The sequence below is a fragment of the Sebaldella sp. S0638 genome (assembly GCF_024158605.1).
GTDB lineage: Bacteria > Fusobacteriota > Fusobacteriia > Fusobacteriales > Leptotrichiaceae > Sebaldella.
Map to the genome: position 1 here is coordinate 28,927 of NZ_JAMZGM010000020.1, position 22,525 is coordinate 51,451.

19 protein-coding genes and 1 riboswitch are annotated in these 22,525 nt (G+C 33.7%); all 19 genes read left to right on the forward strand.

What is annotated here, in order from left to right; translation table 11 throughout:
* The first annotated feature begins 153 nt into the window (after nt 1–153).
* Complete coding sequence (gene mutS, locus NK213_RS07625) at nt 154–2,760, forward strand: DNA mismatch repair protein MutS (protein WP_253348314.1); 2,607 nt, start codon at nt 154–156, stop codon at nt 2,758–2,760.
* A complete protein-coding gene (locus NK213_RS07630) occupies nt 2,761–4,989 on the forward strand; it encodes an immunoglobulin-like domain-containing protein (protein WP_253348315.1) in 2,229 nt (742 codons plus the stop codon). It abuts the gene before it with no gap.
* 10 nt (nt 4,990–4,999) lie between these two features.
* Entirely contained in the window at nt 5,000–5,737 is a 738-nt protein-coding gene (lptB, locus tag NK213_RS07635) for an LPS export ABC transporter ATP-binding protein (RefSeq protein ID WP_253348316.1), read from the forward strand.
* Nucleotides 5,738–6,124: 387 nt separating this feature from the next.
* Nucleotides 6,125–8,737 (forward strand): alanine--tRNA ligase, encoded by a 2,613-nt coding sequence (gene alaS / locus NK213_RS07640; RefSeq protein ID WP_253348317.1) that lies wholly within the window; start codon nt 6,125–6,127, stop codon nt 8,735–8,737.
* Complete coding sequence (ruvX, locus tag NK213_RS07645; protein ID WP_253348318.1) at nt 8,734–9,147, forward strand: Holliday junction resolvase RuvX; 414 nt, start codon at nt 8,734–8,736, stop codon at nt 9,145–9,147. Before alaS ends, ruvX begins: the two co-directional genes overlap by 4 nt.
* A gap of 98 nt (nt 9,148–9,245) precedes the next feature.
* The gene (secD, locus tag NK213_RS07650; RefSeq protein ID WP_253348319.1) at nt 9,246–10,466 is read left to right on the forward strand and encodes a protein translocase subunit SecD; all 1,221 of its coding nucleotides are present in this window, start codon (nt 9,246–9,248) and stop codon (nt 10,464–10,466) included.
* Between the two features lies 1 nt (nt 10,467).
* Nucleotides 10,468–11,394 carry a protein translocase subunit SecF gene (gene secF / locus NK213_RS07655; RefSeq protein WP_253348320.1) on the forward strand — a complete coding sequence of 309 codons (927 nt, stop codon included), beginning with the start codon at nt 10,468–10,470 and terminating at the stop codon, nt 11,392–11,394.
* A 12-nt stretch (nt 11,395–11,406) separates the two neighbouring features.
* On the forward strand, nt 11,407–12,477 hold the full coding sequence (alr, locus tag NK213_RS07660) for an alanine racemase (RefSeq protein ID WP_253348321.1): 1,071 nt from the start codon (nt 11,407–11,409) through the stop codon (nt 12,475–12,477).
* On the forward strand, nt 12,477–13,067 hold the full coding sequence (locus tag NK213_RS07665; protein ID WP_253348322.1) for a CvpA family protein: 591 nt from the start codon (nt 12,477–12,479) through the stop codon (nt 13,065–13,067). The genes alr and NK213_RS07665 overlap by 1 nt, the downstream gene beginning before the upstream one ends.
* Entirely contained in the window at nt 13,051–14,145 is a 1,095-nt protein-coding gene (locus NK213_RS07670) for an LptF/LptG family permease (RefSeq protein WP_253348323.1), read from the forward strand. Before NK213_RS07665 ends, NK213_RS07670 begins: the two co-directional genes overlap by 17 nt.
* Complete coding sequence (locus tag NK213_RS07675; protein WP_253348324.1) at nt 14,145–15,227, forward strand: LptF/LptG family permease; 1,083 nt, start codon at nt 14,145–14,147, stop codon at nt 15,225–15,227. Before NK213_RS07670 ends, NK213_RS07675 begins: the two co-directional genes overlap by 1 nt.
* Nucleotides 15,228–15,238: 11 nt before the next feature.
* Entirely contained in the window at nt 15,239–16,465 is a 1,227-nt protein-coding gene (locus NK213_RS07680) for a pitrilysin family protein (protein WP_253348325.1), read from the forward strand.
* Nucleotides 16,453–16,893, forward strand: coding sequence for a dUTP diphosphatase (gene dut, locus NK213_RS07685; protein WP_253348326.1), 441 nt, complete (start codon nt 16,453–16,455; stop codon nt 16,891–16,893). Before NK213_RS07680 ends, dut begins: the two co-directional genes overlap by 13 nt.
* Nucleotides 16,894–16,905: 12 nt before the next feature.
* Nucleotides 16,906–18,021, forward strand: a complete 1,116-nt coding sequence (gene rodA / locus NK213_RS07690; protein ID WP_253348327.1) for a rod shape-determining protein RodA — start codon at nt 16,906–16,908, stop codon at nt 18,019–18,021.
* 7 nt (nt 18,022–18,028) lie between these two features.
* Nucleotides 18,029–18,886 carry an RluA family pseudouridine synthase gene (locus tag NK213_RS07695; protein ID WP_253348328.1) on the forward strand — a complete coding sequence of 286 codons (858 nt, stop codon included), beginning with the start codon at nt 18,029–18,031 and terminating at the stop codon, nt 18,884–18,886.
* A 47-nt stretch (nt 18,887–18,933) separates the two neighbouring features.
* Nucleotides 18,934–19,031: riboswitch (purine riboswitch) on the forward strand.
* Nucleotides 19,032–19,093: 62 nt separating this feature from the next.
* Nucleotides 19,094–20,383 carry an NCS2 family permease gene (locus tag NK213_RS07700; protein ID WP_253348329.1) on the forward strand — a complete coding sequence of 430 codons (1,290 nt, stop codon included), beginning with the start codon at nt 19,094–19,096 and terminating at the stop codon, nt 20,381–20,383.
* A 237-nt stretch (nt 20,384–20,620) separates the two neighbouring features.
* The gene (rplM, locus tag NK213_RS07705; RefSeq protein ID WP_253348330.1) at nt 20,621–21,058 is read left to right on the forward strand and encodes a 50S ribosomal protein L13; all 438 of its coding nucleotides are present in this window, start codon (nt 20,621–20,623) and stop codon (nt 21,056–21,058) included.
* A 12-nt stretch (nt 21,059–21,070) separates the two neighbouring features.
* The gene (rpsI, locus tag NK213_RS07710; protein WP_253348331.1) at nt 21,071–21,469 is read left to right on the forward strand and encodes a 30S ribosomal protein S9; all 399 of its coding nucleotides are present in this window, start codon (nt 21,071–21,073) and stop codon (nt 21,467–21,469) included.
* A 184-nt stretch (nt 21,470–21,653) separates the two neighbouring features.
* A complete protein-coding gene (locus tag NK213_RS07715; protein WP_253348332.1) occupies nt 21,654–22,100 on the forward strand; it encodes a YiiD C-terminal domain-containing protein in 447 nt (148 codons plus the stop codon).
* Nucleotides 22,101–22,525: the final 425 nt, after the last annotated feature.

The window sequence follows — 22,525 nt, forward strand, 5'->3', positions numbered from 1 at the left end:
TTTGTAAAAAAAAATAATAAAAAATTTTGAATTTTATGCAACACTAAAATGCATAGTTTTATTGTAAAATAGATAAATTTATGATATAATTTTTTGATCTAAAAACAAAATAAACATATGTTTTTTAAATAGACTAACAAAGGGGTAAAAATAATGTCAGAAACACCGTTAATGAAACAATACAGAGAAATAAAAGAAAATCATCAGGATTCAATATTATTTTTCAGACTCGGGGATTTTTACGAGATGTTCTTTCAGGATGCAGTTACAGCATCAAAAGAACTGGGTCTGACTTTAACTTCGAGAAATAAAGAAAAAGGTATGGATGTGCCTCTGGCAGGTATACCATACCATTCTTCGGCTTCTTATATCACTAAGCTTGTAAACAAAGGATATAAAGTCGCTATATGTGAACAGGTAGAAGATCCCAGAACTGTTAAAGGAATAGTAAAAAGAGAAGTAGTGAAGATAGTGACTCCGGGGACTGTAATAGATGTAGATTCACTGGATGCCACAAGCAATAATTATCTGCTTTCTGTAAAACATCTGGATAATAAGGTGGGAATAGCCTATCTTGATATCACAACCGGAGAATTCAAAGTTTTGGAAATAGAAGATGATAAAGACTATTCCAAGACATTTAACGAACTTTATAAAATAGAACCTAAAGAAATACTGGCAGAATTTAATTTTTACGAAGCTTTGAAAGATAAATTCGATGACTACAGCAAAAAAATTGATTCTAAAATTACTCTGGTAAATAAGCTGAGAGACCCGGAAAAGTTTTTGACGGATTATTTTAACATAGTTTCCCTTGAGAGCTTCGGGATAAGTGAAGTCAGATCAGCTGTTCATGCAGCGGGAATGGTGCTGGATTATGCTCTTTCCATGCAGGTGGAGGGAGAACTTCCCATGGAAAAAATAGAGTATATAAATATAACCAGTTTTGCAGAGATAAACTCAACTACAAGAAGAAATCTGGAACTGACAAGAAATCAGAGAGAGAAAACAAGTTATGGAACACTTCTCTGGGTTTTGGATAAATGCAAAACTTCTATGGGAACAAGATTTTTGAAAAAAATAATTAACAATCCTCTTCTTGAGATAGATGAAATAAAGAAAAGACAGGATGATCTGCAGTATTTTATAGATAATATTCTTATCAGAGAGGAGATCAAGGATAAGCTTGGAGAAGTATATGATCTTGAGCGTCTCGCAGGGAAAATTGTGCTGGGAAATGAAAACGGAAAAGATCTTACAGCCTTAAAAAAATCAATTATATCTTCACTTGAAATAATGGATTTTTTGAGGGAAACAAGTTTTTTTGAAGGAATTGATACGGAAATACTGATTCAGATACGTGATATCATAGAGGAAAGCATAAAAGAAGATGCTCCTTTCTCAATCAGAGAAGGAAATATGATAAAAAGAGGATATAATCAGGAGCTTGACGAGATTTTCAAAATAATGAGTTCCGGAAAAGATTATCTTTTGGAAATAGAGGCAAGGGAAAAAGAGAGAACAGGAATAAAAAATCTTAAGATAAAATATAACAAAGTATTCGGATATTTTCTTGAGGTAAGCAATTCTAATAAAGATCTCGTACCGGAAGATTATATAAGAAAACAAACACTTTCCAATGCTGAAAGATACATAACAGAAGAACTGAAAGAGTATGAGGACAAAATCATCAATTCAAAATCAAAGGTAGAAGAGATAGAATATTATTTATTTAAGGAAATTTCAGGTAAAGTAAAAGAAAAGAAAGAAATACTTAATAAACTATCAGAGATTCTTGCTTACCTTGATGTGGCAATCTCTTTTGCTGTCACTGCAATAGAAAACAATTATGTATGTCCGGAATTTGTGGATGATTATATGATAGATATAGAAGAAGGGCGGCATCCTGTGGTGGAAAAACTCATAGGACGCGAAGAATTTGTTTCAAATAATGTACGTATGGACAAAGAAGGAAATTTCATTATTCTTACAGGGCCGAATATGGCCGGAAAGTCTACATACATGAAACAGATAGGATTAATTCAGATTCTTGCACAGATAGGTTCTTATGTGCCGGCACAGAGCGCCAAACTTTCCATAGTGGATAAAATACTGACAAGAATAGGGGCAGCTGATGATATTGTCAGCGGACAGAGTACATTTATGGTAGAAATGAGTGAAGTGTCAAATATCATAAACAGCGCAACAGAAAAAAGTCTTATCATTCTTGACGAAGTAGGACGTGGTACTTCTACGTTTGACGGGATTTCCATTGCTACGGCCATAACTGAATATATTCATGATAAAATAAAGGCAAAAACAATATTTGCCACACATTATCACGAACTTACAGAACTTGAGGAAAAATTTGACAGTATTTTGAATTACAGGATAGAAGTAGAAGAAAGAGCTACCAGTGTGGTTTTTCTGAGGAAAATAGTACGCGGGGGAGCCGATAAATCTTACGGGATAGAAGTAGCAAGACTAGCTGGTCTTCCTAAAGAAGTCCTTCTGAATAGTAAAAAAATACTGAGAGGACTGGAAAAGCGCAAAGAGCTTATAGAAAAAACAGTTAATGTAGAACAGCTTTCCCTTTTTGCGGAAAATGATATGGTAGAAGAAGAACAGCAGAATCTGAAAGAAGATTTTTACGAGGAATTATTATTTGATATTGAAAATATAGATGTTAATAATTTAACGCCGCTGGAAGCTCTGAGTATTTTAAGCGACCTGAAGAAAAAAATGGAGGAGATAAATTAAATGTGGAAAAAACTTATATACATATTATTGGCTGTTTTTGTAGCATATTTTATTTATGTTATATTTTTTAAAACTGTTGCACCTCCATCGGAAATAGACCAATTAAAAGAAAAAGCCAAAACCAAAAAGGTAGTTTATTATCTGAAAGACGATGCGGTAATATATGCTGATGAACAGATAGGACTTCCTGATGATAAGGAAATTACATTTAAAAATGTAATTATAGATTTACTGAAAAAAGATGTAATGATAACAGGAAAAGAGGGACTTCTTGAGACAGAGTCACAGGATATGCAGATAAAGGGCGAAGTAGTAGGAAGAACCAAAGATAATAAGTGGACTCTTTTCAGCGAACTTCTGACTTATGAGAAAGCCACGGATAAACTGGCGTCACCTGTGAGAACAAAGGCTGTAAACAGTGAAGACGGTACGACAATACTGGGAGATAAATTAGAAACCACAACTGAATTTCTGGAAATACATCTTACCGGAAATACTGATTTTACAAAGGAAAAAGACAGGATAACTGCTGATAAGGCAGTGTATTATACAGAACAGAAAAAAGTAGATGCCAATGGAAGTGTGCATTATACCGGAGAAGGCAATGAATTAAAAGCTAATTCGGCAGTATACGAACTTTTGACAGAAATACTTACTGCTGACGGAAATGTATATTACAAGGACGCAGGTTCTGAGATTACTGCGGGACATGCAGTTTATGATATAAAAGGACAAATGGTAAATGCCAGAGGCGGAGGAAGATTTAAGTATCCGCAGAATAATGTTGACGGTGATTACATAGAAGGTATTTATAATCTAAAAGATCAGGTACTGGTGACGAATTCTGCATTTACATTAAATAACGACGGGTATATAATAAAAGGAAACAGTCTTCATTATGTAGTAAGTACCGGAGATGCACTTATGAGTTCCAGTTTTTCCGTAAGAAGGGAAAATATGGTCGTTTCGGGCAGCAGCGGTAATGCAAATACCAAAACAAAAAATATCTTTGCAAACAGTATGGTTATGAGAAGTGATCAGGGAGATATTATTACTTCCAATACCGGAGACGGTAACTTTGAAAAGAGAGAGTTTAAGTTTGACGGAAACGTTAACGGAAAAATAAGAGGAAATGTAAAAGACTTTGTAAAAAGTAAAGAAAAGCTCATAGATTCCGAAGCAATATATTTTACAGGAGCTACTGCGAAAATATACTTTCTGGTTCATCAGGATAATGAATACAGCATGACCAGAGGAGAAATAAAAAATAATGTAAATGTACGCTATAAAGATCTGAACATGCTTTCACAGTACAGTGAAATAGATGCCGGTAAAAACGTGGTTCTTTCAAGAGATGATGTCAGACTGACATTCAGGGAAAGTACACAAATGACAGCTAACTATTTCTACATAGATTTGAATACAGAAAACGGGTATGCTCAGACAAACGTAAAAATAATTAATAATATCGGCGGCGGAAAAGTAGACATAAGTACGGATAAAGCCATTATAAATAACAAAACAAGACAGCTTGAGCTTTTGGGGAACGTAGTGACTTATAAAGATAAGACGAGAATAAGCTCAAACAAAGCATACTATGATATAGATAAGAAGATACTTCAAAATGAAGAAAATATAAAAGTAGATTATTATCTGAAGAAAAATGAGCCTGCACAAAATGAAAGAAAGTCAGAAAAGACTGATACAGACGCTGTGGATGATGTATATGCGAGACTGGGAACTCCTGAAATAAAAGGAAACCGTGTTAGTCTTCCGAAAAGCATGGAAGCTTCTAATAAAATTCCTGTGAATATAAAATGGAGCAGTTCAAATGACGGGAGCATTGACAGAACGGGAAGAGTAAGCAAGGAATTCTACGGCGGTAAAACTACTTATGTAACATTGACAGCAGAATTAACAGCAGGTACAGCCAGCAGATCGAAATCTTTTAATGTAAATGTACAGCCTGAAAGTATTGAAGAAATGCTTGAACGGGCAAGTACAAAGGTGTATATTCCAAATGCCGTAAAAATAGGGGAAAAAGTATCTCTTCCTGCTACTGCTAAAGTAAATATATACGGTAAAATACTGGAAATTCCAGTAGAATGGAATAAAAATGACGATGTGGTAACAAATGAAATACAGTTATACAGTGATACTCAGATAGTGGAAATTTTGAAATTCAACGGAAGAACATACAGAAAAACTTATAATATAAAAGTAAGATAAGGAGTCAGTAATGGCGTATAGAACTATTAGTATCGAAGCTAATAATCTGAAAAAGATTTATAAAAAAAGAGAAGTAGTAAAAGATGTAGACCTGATCGTAAAAAAAGGTGAGGTAGTGGGGCTTCTGGGACCAAACGGTGCCGGAAAAACAACAACTTTTTATATGATAACGGGAATAATAAGACCAAATCAAGGGATAGTAAAGTATAACGACGAAAATATAACTGATTATCCCATGTATAAAAGAGCAAGACTCGGACTTGGTTATCTTCCTCAGGAAGCTTCGATATTCAGAAATTTAAGTGTGGAAGAAAATATACTGTCTGTTTTGGAAATGCGCGGCGTTAAGAAAAAAGAGCGTGAGAAAATAAAAGACGGACTTATAGAGGAATTCAAGCTTTCACATGTATCTAAAAACCTTGGATATTCACTATCAGGGGGAGAAAGAAGAAGGGTAGAGATAGCAAGAACTATTTCTACAGATCCTGACTTTATACTTCTTGATGAGCCTTTTGCCGGAGTCGATCCTATTGCCGTGGAAGATATACAAAATATAATTATACACCTGAAAGACAGAGGACTGGGAATATTAATAACAGATCATAACGTAAGGGAAACTCTGAAAATAACAGAAAGAGCTTATATCATGGCTGAAGGAAGAATTTTGATAGGCGGAACAAGTGATGAAATAGCCAATGATGAACTGGCCAAAAAGGTATACTTAGGCGGGAATTTCAAATTAGATTAGTCCCTTATTAATAAAAATAACAGGTTTTATAATATTATTTTGAGTGAGAATAATTTAAATTCAAATAAGACAGATTGTCAGTGTTTTGTTTTTAAAGCTTGGTTAGATCTGAATCTGACAAGAACTGCATGATATAAATAAAATTAAGTAAGTCAAATCACTAGCACCTAAAAGGCACAAGAGATTTTGACACGTTAGTGTTATATAAATTAAAATTAAGTAAGTCAAATCACTAGCACCCAAGTGGCACAAGTGATTTTGACACGATAGTATGAATAAATTTAAATAAAAGTAGTCAAATCACTAGCACCCAAGGGGCACAAGTGATTTCGACACGCAAGTGTTATATAAATTAAAATTAAGTAAGTCAAATCACTAGGAGGAGAAATGACAGGTAACGAAATCAGAAAGAGTTTTATAGATTTTTTCAAATCTAAAGAACATAAATACTTTGAAAGTGCATCTTTAATACCAGATGATAAAACACTCCTGCTTACAGTGGCAGGAATGGTTCCTTTTAAATCTTTTTTTCTCGGAGAAAAAGAAGCACCTTTTAAAAGAATAACAACATATCAAAAATGTATAAGAACAAATGATCTGGAAAATGTAGGAGTAACAACCAGACACCAGACATTCTTTGAAATGCTCGGAAATTTTTCATTTGGAGATTATTTCAAAAAAGAAGCTATATTCTGGTCATGGGAATATATTACAGAAATTTTGAAGTTAGAACCCGAAAAATTATGGGTTTCTGTATATTTAGATGATGATGAAGCCTATAATATATGGAATAAAGATGTAGGAATACCAGAAGAAAGAATAGTAAGACTAGGGGAAGAGGACAACTGGTGGGCAGCAGGACCTATAGGATCATGCGGACCCTGCAGTGAAATATATATAGATCTCGGTGAAAAAATGGGATGCGGAAATCTGGACTGCAAACCAGGATGTGACTGTGACAGATATCTTGAAATTTGGAATCTGGTGTTTACTGAATGGAACAGACTGGAAGACGGATCGCTTATTCCTCTGCCTGAAAAAAATATAGATACAGGAGCAGGGCTGGAAAGAATAGCAGCTGTTATGCAGAAAAAAGCATCGAATTTTGATACAGATCTGTTTATACCTATAATCAAAGAAACTGAAAAAATACTTGAAGTAGAAAGAAATAACAAAACAGATAAAGCTTTAAAAATAATAGCTGACCATGTTAGAGCGGCTACATTTCTTATAGGAGACGGTGTTCTTCCGTCTAATGAAGGAAGAGGATATATTCTTAGAAAACTCATAAGAAGAGCTTTTGGAGTGGCAAGTACCATAAAAGAAAGAATCTTTGAAAAAGAGGATATATTTTTATATAAATTAGTTCCTGTAGTTGTGGAAATAATGAGAGAAGCTTATCCTGAAATGGAATCAAAGATCGATTATATAGAAAAAGTAATGAAAATAGAAGAAGAAAAATTCACTGTTACTTTGAAAAACGGCGTGGAAATTCTGAAAGAAGAAGTAGAAAAATTGAAAAAAGAAGGAAAAGATAAATTTCCTTCGGAAATATCATTTAAGTTATATGATACATATGGTTTTCCTTTTGAGTTAACTAAGGAAGTACTGGAATATGAAGAAATAGAAGTATCTGAAGATGAATTTTTTGAAAAGCTTGAAGAACAGAAAATAAGATCAAAAAGCTCTAAAGAAACTATATCAGATATGATAAAAGATGAGTTTATAGATGAATTCTATGAGAAACACGGGAAAACACGTTTCATAGGATATGAAGAGACAGAAACAAAGGCAAAGGTACTGCATGTAAATAAAAGCCACGGGTCAAGCAATTATGAAATAATATTTGATAAAACTCCGTTTTATGCAGAATCAGGAGGACAAGTAGCAGATACAGGTATTATAGATTCTATAGATTTATTTGAAGGAAAAGTAGTAAATGTAATAAAGAAGAAAGATATCTTTATACATGAAGTAGAGCTGGTAAAAGGTATTATGCCGAAAGTCGGCGATGAACTTACATTGAAAATAGATAAATTCAAAAGAAAAGACACCCAGAGAAATCACACTGCTACACATATACTTCACAAAGCTTTGAGAGAAGTACTGGGATCACATGTAGAGCAGTCTGGATCACTTGTAGACCCGGAAAGACTGAGATTTGACTTTTCACATTATGAGGCAGTTTCGCCTGAGCAAATAGAAGCTATAGAAAGAATAGCTAACCAGATAGTTTTGGAAAATATAGAGCTGTCTGTATACAATGAAGATATAGAAACTGCAAAATCAAGAGGCGCAATGGCTCTTTTTGGTGACAAATACGGTGATGAAGTAAGGGTAGTAGAAATTCCGCAATTCTCAATTGAGCTGTGCGGAGGAACACATGTGAAGTCAACAGGAGAAATCGGACTTATAAATATAGAAAGTGAATCTGGTATAGCTTCAGGTGTAAGAAGAATTACAGCAACTACAGGATATAAAAGTCTTGATTTTGTGAACTCTTTGGAAGAAGCACAGAAAGAACTGGCTAAATCACTAAAAGTAGAAGAGAAAAAAATAAAAGAAGCAGTGGAAAAATTAAAAGAATCATATAAAGATCTGGAAAAAAATTATAATGATCTTCAGATGAAATTCTTAAAATATGAAATTAATGAATTGATGGGACACATTGTAGAAATAAACGGTATAAAAGTGCTTATCAAAGGATTCGAAAATAAAGATAATGAAGAACTGAAAGAAATAGTGGACAGAGTAAAGGACAAGCTGAAAAGCGGAGTTGTTCTTATCGGGGCAAACAACGGCAATGCTATGTTCCTCGCAGGGGTTTCGAAAGACCTTATCGGGAAAGTTAAAGCCGGTGATATAGTAAAAGAAGTAGCGAAAATAGCTAACGGAAACGGCGGAGGAAGACCGGATTTCGCACAGGCCGGGGGAAAAGCCGGTGAAAAAGTATACGAGGCACTTGAGTTTGGAAAAAGATATTTAGAGGAAAAACTATGAAAAAATATCTCGGACTTGATGTAGGAGATGTAAGAATAGGAGTTGCAAAATCAGATATCATGGGGATACTTGCAACTCCTTTGGAAGTAATAAACAGAAATGATACAGATCCGGTAAAGAGAATAAAAGAACTTTTAATTCAGGAAAATACCAATGGACTGGTAGTAGGAATTCCAAAAAGTCTGGACGGTACAGTAAAAAGACAGGTGGAAAAGGTAAATGAATTCATTGAGGAATTGAAAAAAAGTATAGATAATCTGGAAATTATTACAGTGGATGAAAGATATACAACAGTAGAAGCAGAGCATTATCTGAGAAATTATTCAAAGAAAAATCCTAGGGAACGCAGGAAAGTAGTAGATATGGTGGCAGCTGCCATTATTCTGCAAAAGTTTCTGGATATGAAATAACTGTGCGGTTCTGAGGAATATTTGAATTCTGATAATAGCAGCAGTGATATGAAATTAAATATTTCATACAGCAAAACTGAAAAAATGTAGGAGGGAAAATGGAAATTAAGACAAGTAGGATAGTAATACTTATACTGGTTGTGGTAGTACCGGCAATATTGCTTTTTAGAAACTCTATTAATCTGGGACTGGATTTAAGAGGGGGAACATCAGTAGTATTGGAAGCTCAGGAAGAAGACGGTAAAAAATTACAGCCTGACACTATGGATAAAGTAAGGGAAATAGTAGAAAGAAGGGTCGACGGTCTTGGAGTGTCGGAGCCGGTTATCCAAAAAAGCGGTGAAAACAGACTTATTGTAGAACTGGCAGGAGTTAAAGATGCACAGGAAGCTATAGATCTGATAGGAACCACTGCAAAACTTGAGTTTAAGATAAAAACAGGGGATAATTCATACGGACCTACAGTTTTGGACGGTTCGGCAATAAAAAATGCTTATGTTCAACAAGATCAGCTTGGTAAACCAATGATTGGATTTGAACTAAACGACGAAGGAGCAGTTAAATTTGCTGAAATAACTAGAAATAACATGGGAAAACAGCTGGCAATAATGCTTGACGGAAAAGAACAGTCAGCGCCGGTTATCCAATCAGAAATTCCAGGCGGGAAAGGTTCAATAAGCGGAAGTTTTACTTATGAAAGCGCGCAGAATCTGGCCAATCTTCTGAAAGCCGGAGCACTTCCGGTAAATATCCAGATAATGGAAACTAGAAGTGTGGATGCTTCTCTAGGGGCAGAATCTATAAAAGCAACTAAAATAGCTGCAATGATAGCTTTAGCACTGGTTTCGATATTCATGCTTGCAGTATACAGAATGGCAGGATTCGTTGCTGATTTGGCACTATGTGTATTTGGTTTACTAACAGCAGGTTTGATGAGTGCTATAGGAACGACACTTACACTTCCGGGTATAGCTGGATTTATATTGTCGCTTGGTATGGCAGTGGATGCAAACGTAATTATTTTTGAACGGATAAAAGATGAGATAATGGAAGGCAAAAGATTTCAGGATTGTATAGATGACGGGTTTAACAGGGCATTTCCCGCAATTTTGGACGGAAATATAACAACACTTCTGATAACAATGGTTTTATTCTTCTTTGGTACAGGGCCTGTAAGAGGGTTCGCCGTTATCCTTACTATAGGGGTACTGGTAAGTATGTTTACTGCAATATTTATTACAAAAGTTATTGTAAAAATATTTGTAAATATATTCCATTTAGACGGAAAAAAATTATTCAGCATGAAAGGAGTGGAATAATATGGATTTAAAATTAATGAAAACAAAAAAAGTATATTTTATATTTTCGATATGTATGATATTATTTTCTCTTTTCTCAATATTTACAAGAGGATTCAATCTGGGAATAGATTTTACAGGTGGTAATATCTACCAGATGAAATTCGAACAGCCTGTGAGCAAGGAAGCAATGGACAAAACATTAAAAGAAATGGCAACTAAATATCCTTCGCTGAAATCAAATAAAGTACAATATTCAGAAGGAAATACAGTTTTACTCAGAACACAGATAGCTGATGAAAAAGAAAAATCAGCATTACTTGCAGATCTGAAAGAAAAACAGGGGAATTACGAATTAATAAAATCTGACGCAGTAGGAGCCGTAGTAGGAAACGAACTTGCTAAAAATGCAATGTGGGCGTTAGCGTTAGGGTCTATATTGATACTTATATATATAACAATAAGATTTGAATGGATATATGCTTTAAGCAGTGTTCTTGCCCTTTTACACGATGTAGTGGTTACTATAGGTTTCGTATCATTTTTCCAGTTTGAGATAGATACTCCGTTTATAGCGGCAATACTGACAATACTGGGATATTCAATGAATGATACAATAGTAATATTCGACAGAATAAGGGAAAATGACCATAAATATAACGGGAAAAAACCATTTGCAGATGTAATTGATGAAAGTGTAAATAAAGTGTTCATAAGATCAGTTTATACATCACTGACTACGCTTCTTGCACTGGTTGCACTGCTTGTATTCGGAGGAAGCACATTAAGAACATTTAACATAACATTATTGGTGGGAATAGTATACGGTACTTATTCATCAATATGGCTGGCAAGTCCTCTTGTTTATCTGATGAGAAGATTCAAAAAGCCGCCGAAACAGGAAAGTCATGGAAAAAAAGACAGAAGTATGGAAAAAGTCGTAGTATAGGAGTGAGTATAAATGAGAAGTTGGGCTGAAATCAATTTAGATAATTTGAGACATAATATAAACATTCTGAAAGAAATAGCAGGTGACAGTATGCTGTTGCCGGCAATAAAAGCTAATGCATACGGACATGGAATAGAAGAAATATTTAACGTGCTTGTTTCAGAAGGTATAAAATGGGTGGGAGTGGCAACATTTAATGAGGCGGAAAAACTCCGAAAACTTAATAAGTCAGCAAATATATTGATATTCGGTCCGATTGAAACTGAAGATATGAGAAAAGCTATAGATATGAATATAGCTTTTCCGCTAACTTCTATGAGTGAAATAGATTTTCTTAATGAAAATAATCTGGCTCCAAGGGTTCATCTTAAAGTAGATACGGGAATGGGAAGAATAGGATTTGATATAGATTCTCTTGACGAAGTGAAAAGAAGAACAGGCGAGGGCAGTAAAATAAACATAGAAGGATTATTTTCGCATTTGTCTTCTGCTGATTCGAATTCTGAATATTCAAAATGGCAGATTGACAGATTTAAAAAAGTAGTGGAAAAATTTCCGGAAGTGAAATATAAACATATATTGAACAGCTTTGGATTAATGCAGTTTTCTGATTCAAAATATGATATTATAAGACCAGGAATCATTTTATACGGCGGGATAAAAAAGGAAAATACATTTTCATATGACTTCAAACCTGTAATGACTCTTAAAGCCAGAGTTAGTTTTGTAAAAAAATTAGAAAATAATTCATTTATAAGCTATAATAGAAGATATGAAGCTAAGGCGGGAGAAAAAATAGCTACAGTTTCTATAGGATATGCAGATGGTATAAGACGTGACCTTACAGGAAAAGGTGAAGTTATCATAAAAGACAGAAGATGTAAGATAGCAGGGACAATATGCATGGATCAGCTTATGGTAAGTATACCGGAAGATCTTGATGTACAGGCTGGCGATACAGTGGAATTTTTTGGGGAAAATATTCATGTGGAAGAAGTAGCAGAGCTATGCGGGACTATCTCGTATGAAATTTTGTGTGGAATTGGTCAAAGAGTAACCAGAATTTATATAGGAGAGAAATAATGATAATTGATATAGCTTTTTTAATTATATTGGCACTTTTTTTTCTTTTGGGATACAAAAAAGGATTTATTTTTGAATTTTTTGGAATATTTATAACATTACTGTCATTTTATCTTTCAAATATGTTATACCCTTTTATTTCCGCTTTTTTTACTGAGGATAACGGGACATATTTGGATAATGTAAAGATTTTTGCAGGAATTACCGCTGCAATTTTTGTAATATTATTTATTATACTGAATTTATTCAAAAGATTTTTGAAATTAATAAAGTTAAAAAGGTTGGATAATATACTGGGAGGTTTTTTGGGGTTACTAAAAGGAAGCTTTTTGGTATTTATAATTTTTATAATACTTTTATTGGTTTCAAAAACTGATAAAAAAATCAGAACAGCAATGAAAGAGAGTATTTCAGTCAATATAATATCAACATATCTATATAGTTATTCAGATTTATTCCCTGATTTTATAAAAGATACACTTGCAGAGTACAAACAGAATAATGATGAAAAAAAATTTAGAAATGATATATTGAAAGAACTTGAAAATAACGACGAGAAACCGAAGGTGGAAAATGAAAATAATAGATAAATATATATACAAAGCACTTATATTACCTTCAGTATTTGGAATAAGCATATTTACTTTTATACTGATAATTAATGTTTTCATTGATATAATGGAAAAATTATTTACGAATGATCTTCCGCTTTTGCTGGTAATAGATTACTTTATATATCTGGTTCCGGGTGTGCTTACACAGACAATTCCTATGGGAGCCTTTCTCGGGGTAATGCTGACTTATGGAAACTTTTCTGAAACTAATGAGCTTATAGCAATAGAAAGTACCGGAACAAGCCTGTTCAGAATAACAAGACCTGCAATTATATTCGGTCTGCTTCTTACTGCACTGGGACTGTTTATGGAAATAGAAGTTAATCCCAGAGCGTTGAATAATATAAACATAGAGAAGAGAAACCTGTTTTCTTCAAAACCCAGCTCACTTACAGAAGCAAAAGTATTTCTTTCTAATTCTGATGCGGGATTCGGGTTTTATGTAGACGAAGTGGATAACAGCAAAGCAGAGGCAAGTAAATTTGTACTCTTTCAGAAATCAAAAAATCAAGAATATCCTACTATATTTTTTGCAGAGAAAGCCCAGTTTGAAGCAGGGTATATGCTTTTGAAAAATGTGGAAGGATTTAACTTTGATAAAACCGGAGACAGAAAAGTGGTCGCGAGGTATGAAGAACAATATCTTCCCATGAGTACATTTTTTAAGCAGGAAGATGTAGAGAAAAAATCAAGAAGTGAAATGAACCTGAAAGAATTAAAAGCAGCCTATAAACAATCTATGGCAGACGGCGAATCTTATGAAGATTCTGTAAAATACATGATAAAATATAACGAAAGAATAATAGGACCTTTTGCGAGTGTTTTATTATGCTGGCTGGGAGTTCTTCTGGCAGTGTCTAATAAAAGATCGGGGAAAGGTATAAGTTTCGGGATAAGTCTTATAGTCATATTTGTTTATATAGGACTGGTAAGTTATGCCAAAATAGTAGTGCAGAAAAATCATGTAGATCCCAATATAGCTATGTGGATGCCAAATTTTATTTTACTGGTTTTATGTTTGGTATTATCTATTAAAAAGTCAAGGAGCCGATAGTGAATAAGTTAGACAAATATATTTTAATAAATTATATAAAAGGTTTTATACTCGGGATGATGATGTTTCTGCTGATATTCCTTCTGGCAGAAAGCATCAATGTTACCGGATGGATAATGGAAGATAAGTTTACTCTTGGCGACAGTCTGACATATATAAGATACGGACTGCCGGACATAATTGTAAATACAGCACCACTGGGGATTCTTCTTGGGAGCCTTCTTTCAATAAGTAAAATGGCACAACGTTTGGAAATAACAGCAGTAAAAACTGCCGGAATCAGCTTCAGAAGATTTGTACTGTTTCCAATACTATTTTCAGCGCTGGTATCGCTTTTTACAGTATATATGAGCATAAATATTCTCCCGGAATCAAATAAGATGAAACGGGAAATGAAAGACAGAAAATTAAAAGAAGAAGACCAGACTAAAAAAAATGAGAAAAAAGATGTATATATAAAACTTGATAAAAACAGAATGCTCTACGCAGGTTATGTAAATAAAGACAAAAATATAATGGAAGGAATTATGATTGTAGATTTTCATGATAACCTAAATGGTATAAAAGAAATATATGTATCACCAAGTGCGTCATATAACAATCAGTCAAAAATATGGGATTTCAGTTCATTAAAAGAGCTGGATGTAGAAAAGAATACAGAAAGTGAGATACTAAGCAGTGAATTTCAGCTGCGGGCAACGCCAAATGAGATATTAGAAGATCAGGTAAAAGCAAAAGAACTAACTTTGAGGGAACTAAGAGAGAAATCAGTTTACTACAGCAGAGTGGGGGCGAATACAAATGATCTGTTTTCAGAATTATACAACAGACTGTCATTTACTTTTGCTTCATTCATCATGAGTTTTATCGGGTTATCTCTGGGAAGTAAATATATCAGGGGAGGAGCAGCAATAAATATAGGGCTGTCAGTGCTGATAGGATACAGTTATTATGGAATATCAACCATGCTTAGATCAATGGGACCGGTAGTTTCACTATTCCCGTTATACATAACAGCATGGCTGACAAATATAGTATTTTTTGCACTGGGAATATATTTATTTAGAAAAGCTGAATATTAAAGGAGTGAGAGATGTTAAAACTAACTAATACGCCAAAAGGAATAAAAATAATTTATGACTATATTTCAAATGTTTCTTCAGCATCCATAGGTGTCTTTATAAAAACAGGAGCAAAGGATGAAACAGTTGAAGAGCATGGATTGTCACATTTAATAGAGCATATGATGTTTAAAGGAACTAAGAACAGAAATTATCAGGAAATATCACAAGAGGTGGATTATTTAGGCGGGAGCATTAATGCTTATACCAGCAAAGAAGAAACAGTATATTATATAAGTGTTCTGAAAGACTATGTCGAGCAGGCGCTGGAAATTTTATGCGATATGGTGGGAAATTCTACATTTGATGAGGAAGAGCTTGAAAAAGAAAAAGATGTAATAGTGGAAGAAATAAAAATGTATCAGGATACACCGGATGATCTGGTTATGGAGCTTAATTCCAAAGACAGTATAACAGGGAATCTGGGGAAACCCATTATAGGTACTGAAGAAAGTGTAAAAGGTTTTACAAGAGAAAATATTGTAAAATATTATACTGAAAGATATACAAAAGATAACATCGTAATAGTCGTATCAGGAAACTTTAAAAAAGAAAAAATCAAAAGAATAATAGATAAATATTTCGGTAATTTTAATCAGGAGAGAACTGACAGATATGAAAAGATAGATTTTTCATTTCAAAATGGAGAAAAAATCTATGAAAAAGACATAAAACAGGTAAATATATGTATATCTTATCCGGGAGTTTCTTATCTTGACGAAAACAGAATTTACTATGACGTAATATCAAATATAATGGGAGGAACTATGAGTTCCAGACTATTTCAAAAAATCAGGGAAGAAATGGGACTGGCATATTCTGTTCACACATTTAACCAGACATACAAAGAAGGCGGAGTAGTAACAACATATATAGGGACAAACGAAAAGTCATATAAAAAAGCTATCAAGATTACGAAAGACGAATTTTTGAATCTTAGAAGAAACGGGATAAATCTTTCTGAACTGGAAAAAGCACAGAATAAATTTTTGAGCAAAATAGCTTTTTCATTAGAAAATGTAAGAAACAGAATGAATATTATAGGTACTCATTATTTGAAATACGGAGAGATATTTGATGAAGAAAAACTTCGTACAGAAGTAAAAAATGTAGACTTGAATCTGATAAATGACTTTATAAAAGATAAATATTACGAAGAAAATGTAACTATACTGGGAGATATAAAATGGAAAAAATAAAAGTAGGAATTACTGCGGAAAATAATGTGGAAATACCGAGATATATGACAGAAGGGTCAGCAGGGATTGATGTTTCTGCCAATATTGAAACAGAAATAGAGTTAAAACCTTTAGAGAGATATCTTGTTCCCACAGGAATAAAGCTTGAAATACCTGAAGGATTCGAGGTACAGGTAAGACCGAGAAGCGGTCTGGCTTTTAAACACGGGATAACTGTTTTGAATACTCCGGGGACAATTGACTCTGACTACAGAGGAGAAATAAAGGTACTTTTGATAAATTTAAGCAATGAAGTGTATAAAATACAGCCAAATGAGAGAATAGGGCAGCTAATATTAAGCAAGGTCTACAGACTGGATTTTGAAGTAAAAGAAGACCTTTCAGAAACAAAGCGCGGAGAGGGCGGTTTTGGTCATACAGGCAAATAAAAAGGAGAAATTATGTTTAAAAATAAACAGTTAACAAGGAGGCTGCAGACAAATCTACACAGAGTAGATAAGCTACTTCTTTTAATAGTGTATACACTTGTGGCAATTGGTACTATTTTTATATATAGTGCCACAAAAGAAGACCCAAAGACACAAAGCATAATAGTAAAACATCTTTTCTGGGTAGTACTCGGAACAGGAGTAATGGTTTTTCTTACATTTTATGATTACAGAAAATTTGAAAAGCGAATTTTGATATTGATTTGCATAAGTATAGGACTTTTGTTACTGGTAAAATTTGCCGGTCAGTCAAGACTGGGAGCCCAGAGATGGATCATGATAGGGCCTTTTTCACTACAGCCGTCTGAATTTGTCAAGGTAATGGTAATACTGATACTAGGCGCCTTTATCACAAAAAATTATAAAAACGGAATAAATACCATAATTGATATCTTTGTAGTGTTTCTTCCCATATCCATTATAGTAGTACTGATTTTGATACAGCCGGATCTGGGATCAACACTTGCAATAATATTTATATTTTTATCAATGATTTTTTTGTATGGTGTGAGATTAAAGCCGATAATAATAATGGGGCTGGTAGCATGTGTTCTGGCAGTTCCGGTATATATGTTCGGGTTAAAATCATATCAGAAAACAAGAATAACTACTTTTATGAATCCGGAAAGGGATGTAAGAGGTGACGGCTGGAATATTGTCCAGTCAAAAATATCAATTGGAGCAGGCGGACTCACAGGAACAGGTATTTTTAAGGGAAGTCAGAGCAGACTTAGCTTTCTTCCCGAAGCACAGACGGATTTTATATTTTCCATTATCTCAGAAGAATTGGGATTTGTGGGATCGGCATCTGTAATAGTCCTGTATTTCCTCCTTATATTCTTTATTCTGAGGCCCAGCAAATTAATAGAGAATGAATTTGGCAAGATGATTTTATACGGTGCGGCAAGTGTTTTCTTTTTTCATCTTATAGTAAATGTGGGAATGACAATGGGGATGATGCCTGTAACCGGAAAACCTCTGTTGTTTCTGAGTTACGGGGGAAGTTCGTATCTGGCCTCATTTATGCTTATCGGGCTGGTACAGAGTGTAAAAATACATGTAGATTAGAGGCATTATGATAATAAAGTGTGATGAAAATATGGAAGGAGTCAGACTGGACAGATTCTTGAGAAAAAGACTGAAAGAGACGGCTCTTAATACAATATTTGAATATATAAGAACAGGTAAAGTGAAAATAAACGGGAAAAAGAAAAAAGAAAATTACAGGCTTGCTCTTGGAGATATGATAGAAATAAAATTTCTTGAAGAGAAGGAGAATCCCAAAGAAAGTCAGTATAAGAATCTCAAAGTAGATAGAAATAAATACATGAAAATGGTTTTTTTCGAGGATGAAAACTGTCTCGTTATAAATAAATCTGCTGGAATAGCTGTACATAAAGGAACAGGAAATGATTACGGACTTGCCGAGATTTATAAATCACTTTACAAAAATGAAAATATCAATTTTGCAAACAGAATAGATAAAGAAACAAAAGGATTACTCCTTGGAGCAAAAAATCTGAAGTTTTTGAGATATCTTACGGAAAAAATCAGAAATAATGAACTGGAAAAAAGATATATAGCTGTAGTATGCGGAATTGTAGAAGAAGATGAATTTACTATTGAAAATTTTTTGGAAACTACAGAAAGCAAAGTAATAGTTTCTGATGAAGCAAACGGAAAAGCAGCAAAAGCAGTTTTTAAGAAAATAAAAACAATAAAAAACAAATATACAGTATTGGAAGCAGAATTAATAACCGGGCGAAAACACCAGATACGTGTTCAGCTTGCAGATATGGGATTTCCTGTAGCAGGTGACAAAAAATACGGAGACAGAAATACAAAAGGTGAATTAATGCTTCTGGCATATTATCTGAAATTCGATAATCAGGTATTTCAGCTAGATTATTCGGAATTTTTAGAACTATTATAAAAAAATTAACGAAAAAGATATTGACACAATGTAAAATTACAGGTATTATAATTATGAAAAAAGTTAACCATATAATCTTGAAATAAGGTCAAGAGTTTCTACAAACTGCCGATAACAGTTTACTATGGGGAGTTTTAATATTTTAAAACTATTAAACCCCATGAAGTAATGGGGCTTTTTTGATTCAAAAATAATAGGAGGACAGAGATGATTTCAAAATTTTTTGGTTTTGAAGCAAGAGAAACAAACTTAAAGCAGGAAATAATAGGTGGTTTGACTACTTTTCTGACAATGGCTTATATTGTAATAGTAAACCCGGCAATATTAAGTGACGGTACAGGTATGGATAAGGGAGCGCTAATAACAGTAACGTGCCTTGCAGCAGCAATAGGATGTCTGCTGGCGGCATTTATAGCTAATATGCCTATAGCTATGGCACCGGGAATGGGAATGAATGCATTTTTTACCTACTCACTGGTAATAGGAAGAGGAATCCCATGGGAACAGGCATTAGGAATAGTATTTTTATCAGGTGTGATATTTTTAGTGTTAACACTTATGAAAATAAGAGAAAAAGTAGTAGATTCTATTCCAATAGTAATAAGATACTCAATAGCAGCGGGAATTGGTCTCTTTATAGCCTTTATAGGGCTGCAGAATATGGGGCTGATAGTAGCAAATCCGGCAACTTTAATAGGAATAGGAAAATTTACACCTGCAGTAATTTTAGGTGTGTTAGGCCTTGTTATTACAGGATTTTTTGAATTAAAAAAGATAAAGGGAGGAATACTGTATGGGATTCTGATAACAACAGTAATCGGGATACTTACAGGTAACGCGAATCTTCCTGCAACTGTGGTGTCATTTCCGCCGAGTATAGCACCGACATTTTTGAAGTTTGATGTAATAGGAGCATTAAAAATATCATTTATAGGACCGATATTCTCTTTTATGTTTCTTGATCTTTTTGATTCGATTGGAACAATAATAGCATGTGCTAAAGCAGCAGGGCTGGAAGATGAGGACGGTAATGTACAGAATATAGGGAAAGCACTCGAGGCAGATGCCATAGCAACTGTAGTGGGATCAATGCTGGGAACAAGTACAACAACAACATTCGTAGAGTCGGCAGCGGGAGTGGCAGATGGTGCCAGAACAGGTTTTTCTTCAATAATAGTAGCACTGTGTATGATATTAACATTGTTTTTCGCCCCGATTATAGGAATAGTACCGGGATATGCAACAGCTCCGGCACTGATAATAGTGGGAGTGTATATGTTTAAAAATCTGCTTCATATAGATTTTAACAGAATAGAAGTGGCAATACCGGCATTTCTGACAATAATAATGATGCCTCTGGCGTATAGTATAAGTATAGGAATAAGTTTCGGATTTATTTCATATGTAGTAATAGAAATATTTCAGGGGAAAATAAAGAGTATAAATCCTATTCTCTGGATAATAACTGTACTGGCAATAGTAAATCTGGCTATGTAGTATAGAAAAACAAAAAGGATAATTCAGGGAAAAAGGAAATTTTCAAAATCTTATAATAAAGATACCCAAATTTTTGAGAAATATATTATTAAAATAATTTATAGAAATATAATTAATTATTCAAAAAAATAAGCACTTTTACTTGACATAGCGGGTTAAATCTAATATAATGATAAGGTATAATCCTTTCCCACAAAGGAACCGTTATCCTTAAATAAAAAAATTTAGGAGGATAAAGTGAATAATAAATACACTAAGAACTTAAAAAAAGAAGAAGTAGTAAGAGATTGGTACGAAATTGATGCAGAAGGAAAAGTACTAGGGAAAATAGCTGTGGAAATAGCTGTTAGACTAATGGGAAAACATAAGCCAATTTATACACCACATGTTGACGGTGGAGATTTTGTTGTTGTAACTAATGCAGATAAATTCGTAGTTACAGGAAATAAAATGCTTGATAAAAAATACTATAGACATAGTGGATACCCAGGTGGATTAAAAACTAGATCTTTGGAAGAGATGTTAGATAAAAAACCTACTGAAGTAATAAGAATAGCCGTTAAAAATATGCTGCCGAAAAATAAATTAGGAAGAGAAATGATTAACAGACTTAAAATTTATAAAGGCACAGATCACAGACATGATGCACAAAAACCTGAAAAGATAGAATTATAGGAGGATAAATTAATGGCAAATAAAATTCAATATTGGGGAACTGGTAGAAGAAAGACTTCAGTAGCAAGAGTAAGATTAATTCCTGGAGAAAATGGGATAGTTATAAATGGTAAAGAAATGAGAACTTATTTTGGCGGAAGAGAGCTTTTAGCTAAGATAGTAGAACAACCTTTGACACTTACAGAAACTTTGACTAAATATGGAGTTAAAGTAAATGTAAACGGAGGAGGAAATACTGGACAAGCAGGAGCTATAAGACACGGTGTTTCTAGAGCATTACTTGAAGCTGACGAGAATCTGAAAAAAGCTTTAAAAGAAGCTGGATTCTTAACAAGAGATTCAAGAATGGTAGAAAGAAAGAAATACGGAAAGAAAAAAGCAAGAAGATCGCCGCAATTTTCAAAAAGATAATATTATGTTTTTTTATATCCCCGAGAACGCAGGTTTTCGGGGTTTTTTAGTTGCTGAGAATTAGTAGAAGCGAGGTTAAGTTTCATTCCATAAATTATTTGCAAACAAAACACACACACCCTTCCCCAATCAAAAGATAAATGCTATAATATCCACAAAAACACACTAAGAAAAAGGAGCCCGCATGAACAAAAATGAATTTGAACAATTTCTCCATAATCAAATACCAGTCACAAAAGCCATGGAATTCAGTGTCAAAGAATTCACAAAATTGAAGGTCGAAATCTCTGCGAAATTAGAGCCAAATAAAAATCACCAGTCTACAGCATTCGGCGGAAGCATAAGCTGTCTCATGACTGTAGCAGGCTGGGCATTAACATTCGCAAATATCAAAGAAGTAGACCCCAATGCCCACATTGTGATTTCCAAAAGCAACATAAAATATTTAAAGCCGATAAAAAAGGATTTCACAGCAGAATGCACATTAACAAATGAAGATGATAAAATAAATTTTCTGAAAATGTATAATGAAAACCATAAAGGAAAATTATCTGTAAAAGTATATTGCTACGAAGACGATATTTTGGCAGCTGAATTTGAAGGGCAGTATGTTGCGTTTAATAACAACTAGTCTCATGAAACAGCAGTAAAAAGAAACAGATGTTTTAAAATAAAAAAATAACAATAAAAAAAGCCCGAAAACGGGCTGCGCAATTAAGGCATAAATGTAATCAGGTAAGTAACCAGAGGTAATATTACGCCGAAAATGACAACAACAATAATAGCTGGCTTATAATCTTCCATAAAATAACTCCCTTTGATTTTTCTAATATCTTAACATATTTAGAATGAATAATCTAGTTAAAAAAATTAATAACTTTAAAAATAATTTTATATTAATTTATATACAAAAAAGGACTGTATTAAATAGATTTTTTTACTTCGATCACAAAATATCATGATATTTTATATAATAAAATGGGAGTGTGCAAGAAAGTCTGTAAATTAAATCTGATATAATAAAAGATTTGTTTTTCATATATTGATTTATCTATT

Bases quoted from the DNA above. Each gene is read 5' to 3' on its own strand.
- mutS (WP_253348314.1), top strand. From the start codon at position 154: ATGTCAGAAACACCGTTAATGAAACAATACAGAGAAATAAAAGAAAAT.
- NK213_RS07630 (WP_253348315.1), top strand. From the start codon at position 2,761: ATGTGGAAAAAACTTATATACATATTATTGGCTGTTTTTGTAGCATAT.
- lptB (WP_253348316.1), top strand. From the start codon at position 5,000: ATGGCGTATAGAACTATTAGTATCGAAGCTAATAATCTGAAAAAGATT.
- alaS (WP_253348317.1), top strand. From the start codon at position 6,125: ATGACAGGTAACGAAATCAGAAAGAGTTTTATAGATTTTTTCAAATCT.
- ruvX (WP_253348318.1), top strand. From the start codon at position 8,734: ATGAAAAAATATCTCGGACTTGATGTAGGAGATGTAAGAATAGGAGTT.
- secD (WP_253348319.1), top strand. From the start codon at position 9,246: ATGGAAATTAAGACAAGTAGGATAGTAATACTTATACTGGTTGTGGTA.
- secF (WP_253348320.1), top strand. From the start codon at position 10,468: ATGGATTTAAAATTAATGAAAACAAAAAAAGTATATTTTATATTTTCG.
- alr (WP_253348321.1), top strand. From the start codon at position 11,407: ATGAGAAGTTGGGCTGAAATCAATTTAGATAATTTGAGACATAATATA.
- NK213_RS07665 (WP_253348322.1), top strand. From the start codon at position 12,477: ATGATAATTGATATAGCTTTTTTAATTATATTGGCACTTTTTTTTCTT.
- NK213_RS07670 (WP_253348323.1), top strand. From the start codon at position 13,051: ATGAAAATAATAGATAAATATATATACAAAGCACTTATATTACCTTCA.
- NK213_RS07680 (WP_253348325.1), top strand. From the start codon at position 15,239: ATGTTAAAACTAACTAATACGCCAAAAGGAATAAAAATAATTTATGAC.
- dut (WP_253348326.1), top strand. From the start codon at position 16,453: ATGGAAAAAATAAAAGTAGGAATTACTGCGGAAAATAATGTGGAAATA.
- rodA (WP_253348327.1), top strand. From the start codon at position 16,906: ATGTTTAAAAATAAACAGTTAACAAGGAGGCTGCAGACAAATCTACAC.
- NK213_RS07695 (WP_253348328.1), top strand. From the start codon at position 18,029: ATGATAATAAAGTGTGATGAAAATATGGAAGGAGTCAGACTGGACAGA.
- NK213_RS07700 (WP_253348329.1), top strand. From the start codon at position 19,094: ATGATTTCAAAATTTTTTGGTTTTGAAGCAAGAGAAACAAACTTAAAG.
- rpsI (WP_253348331.1), top strand. From the start codon at position 21,071: ATGGCAAATAAAATTCAATATTGGGGAACTGGTAGAAGAAAGACTTCA.
- NK213_RS07715 (WP_253348332.1), top strand. From the start codon at position 21,654: ATGAACAAAAATGAATTTGAACAATTTCTCCATAATCAAATACCAGTC.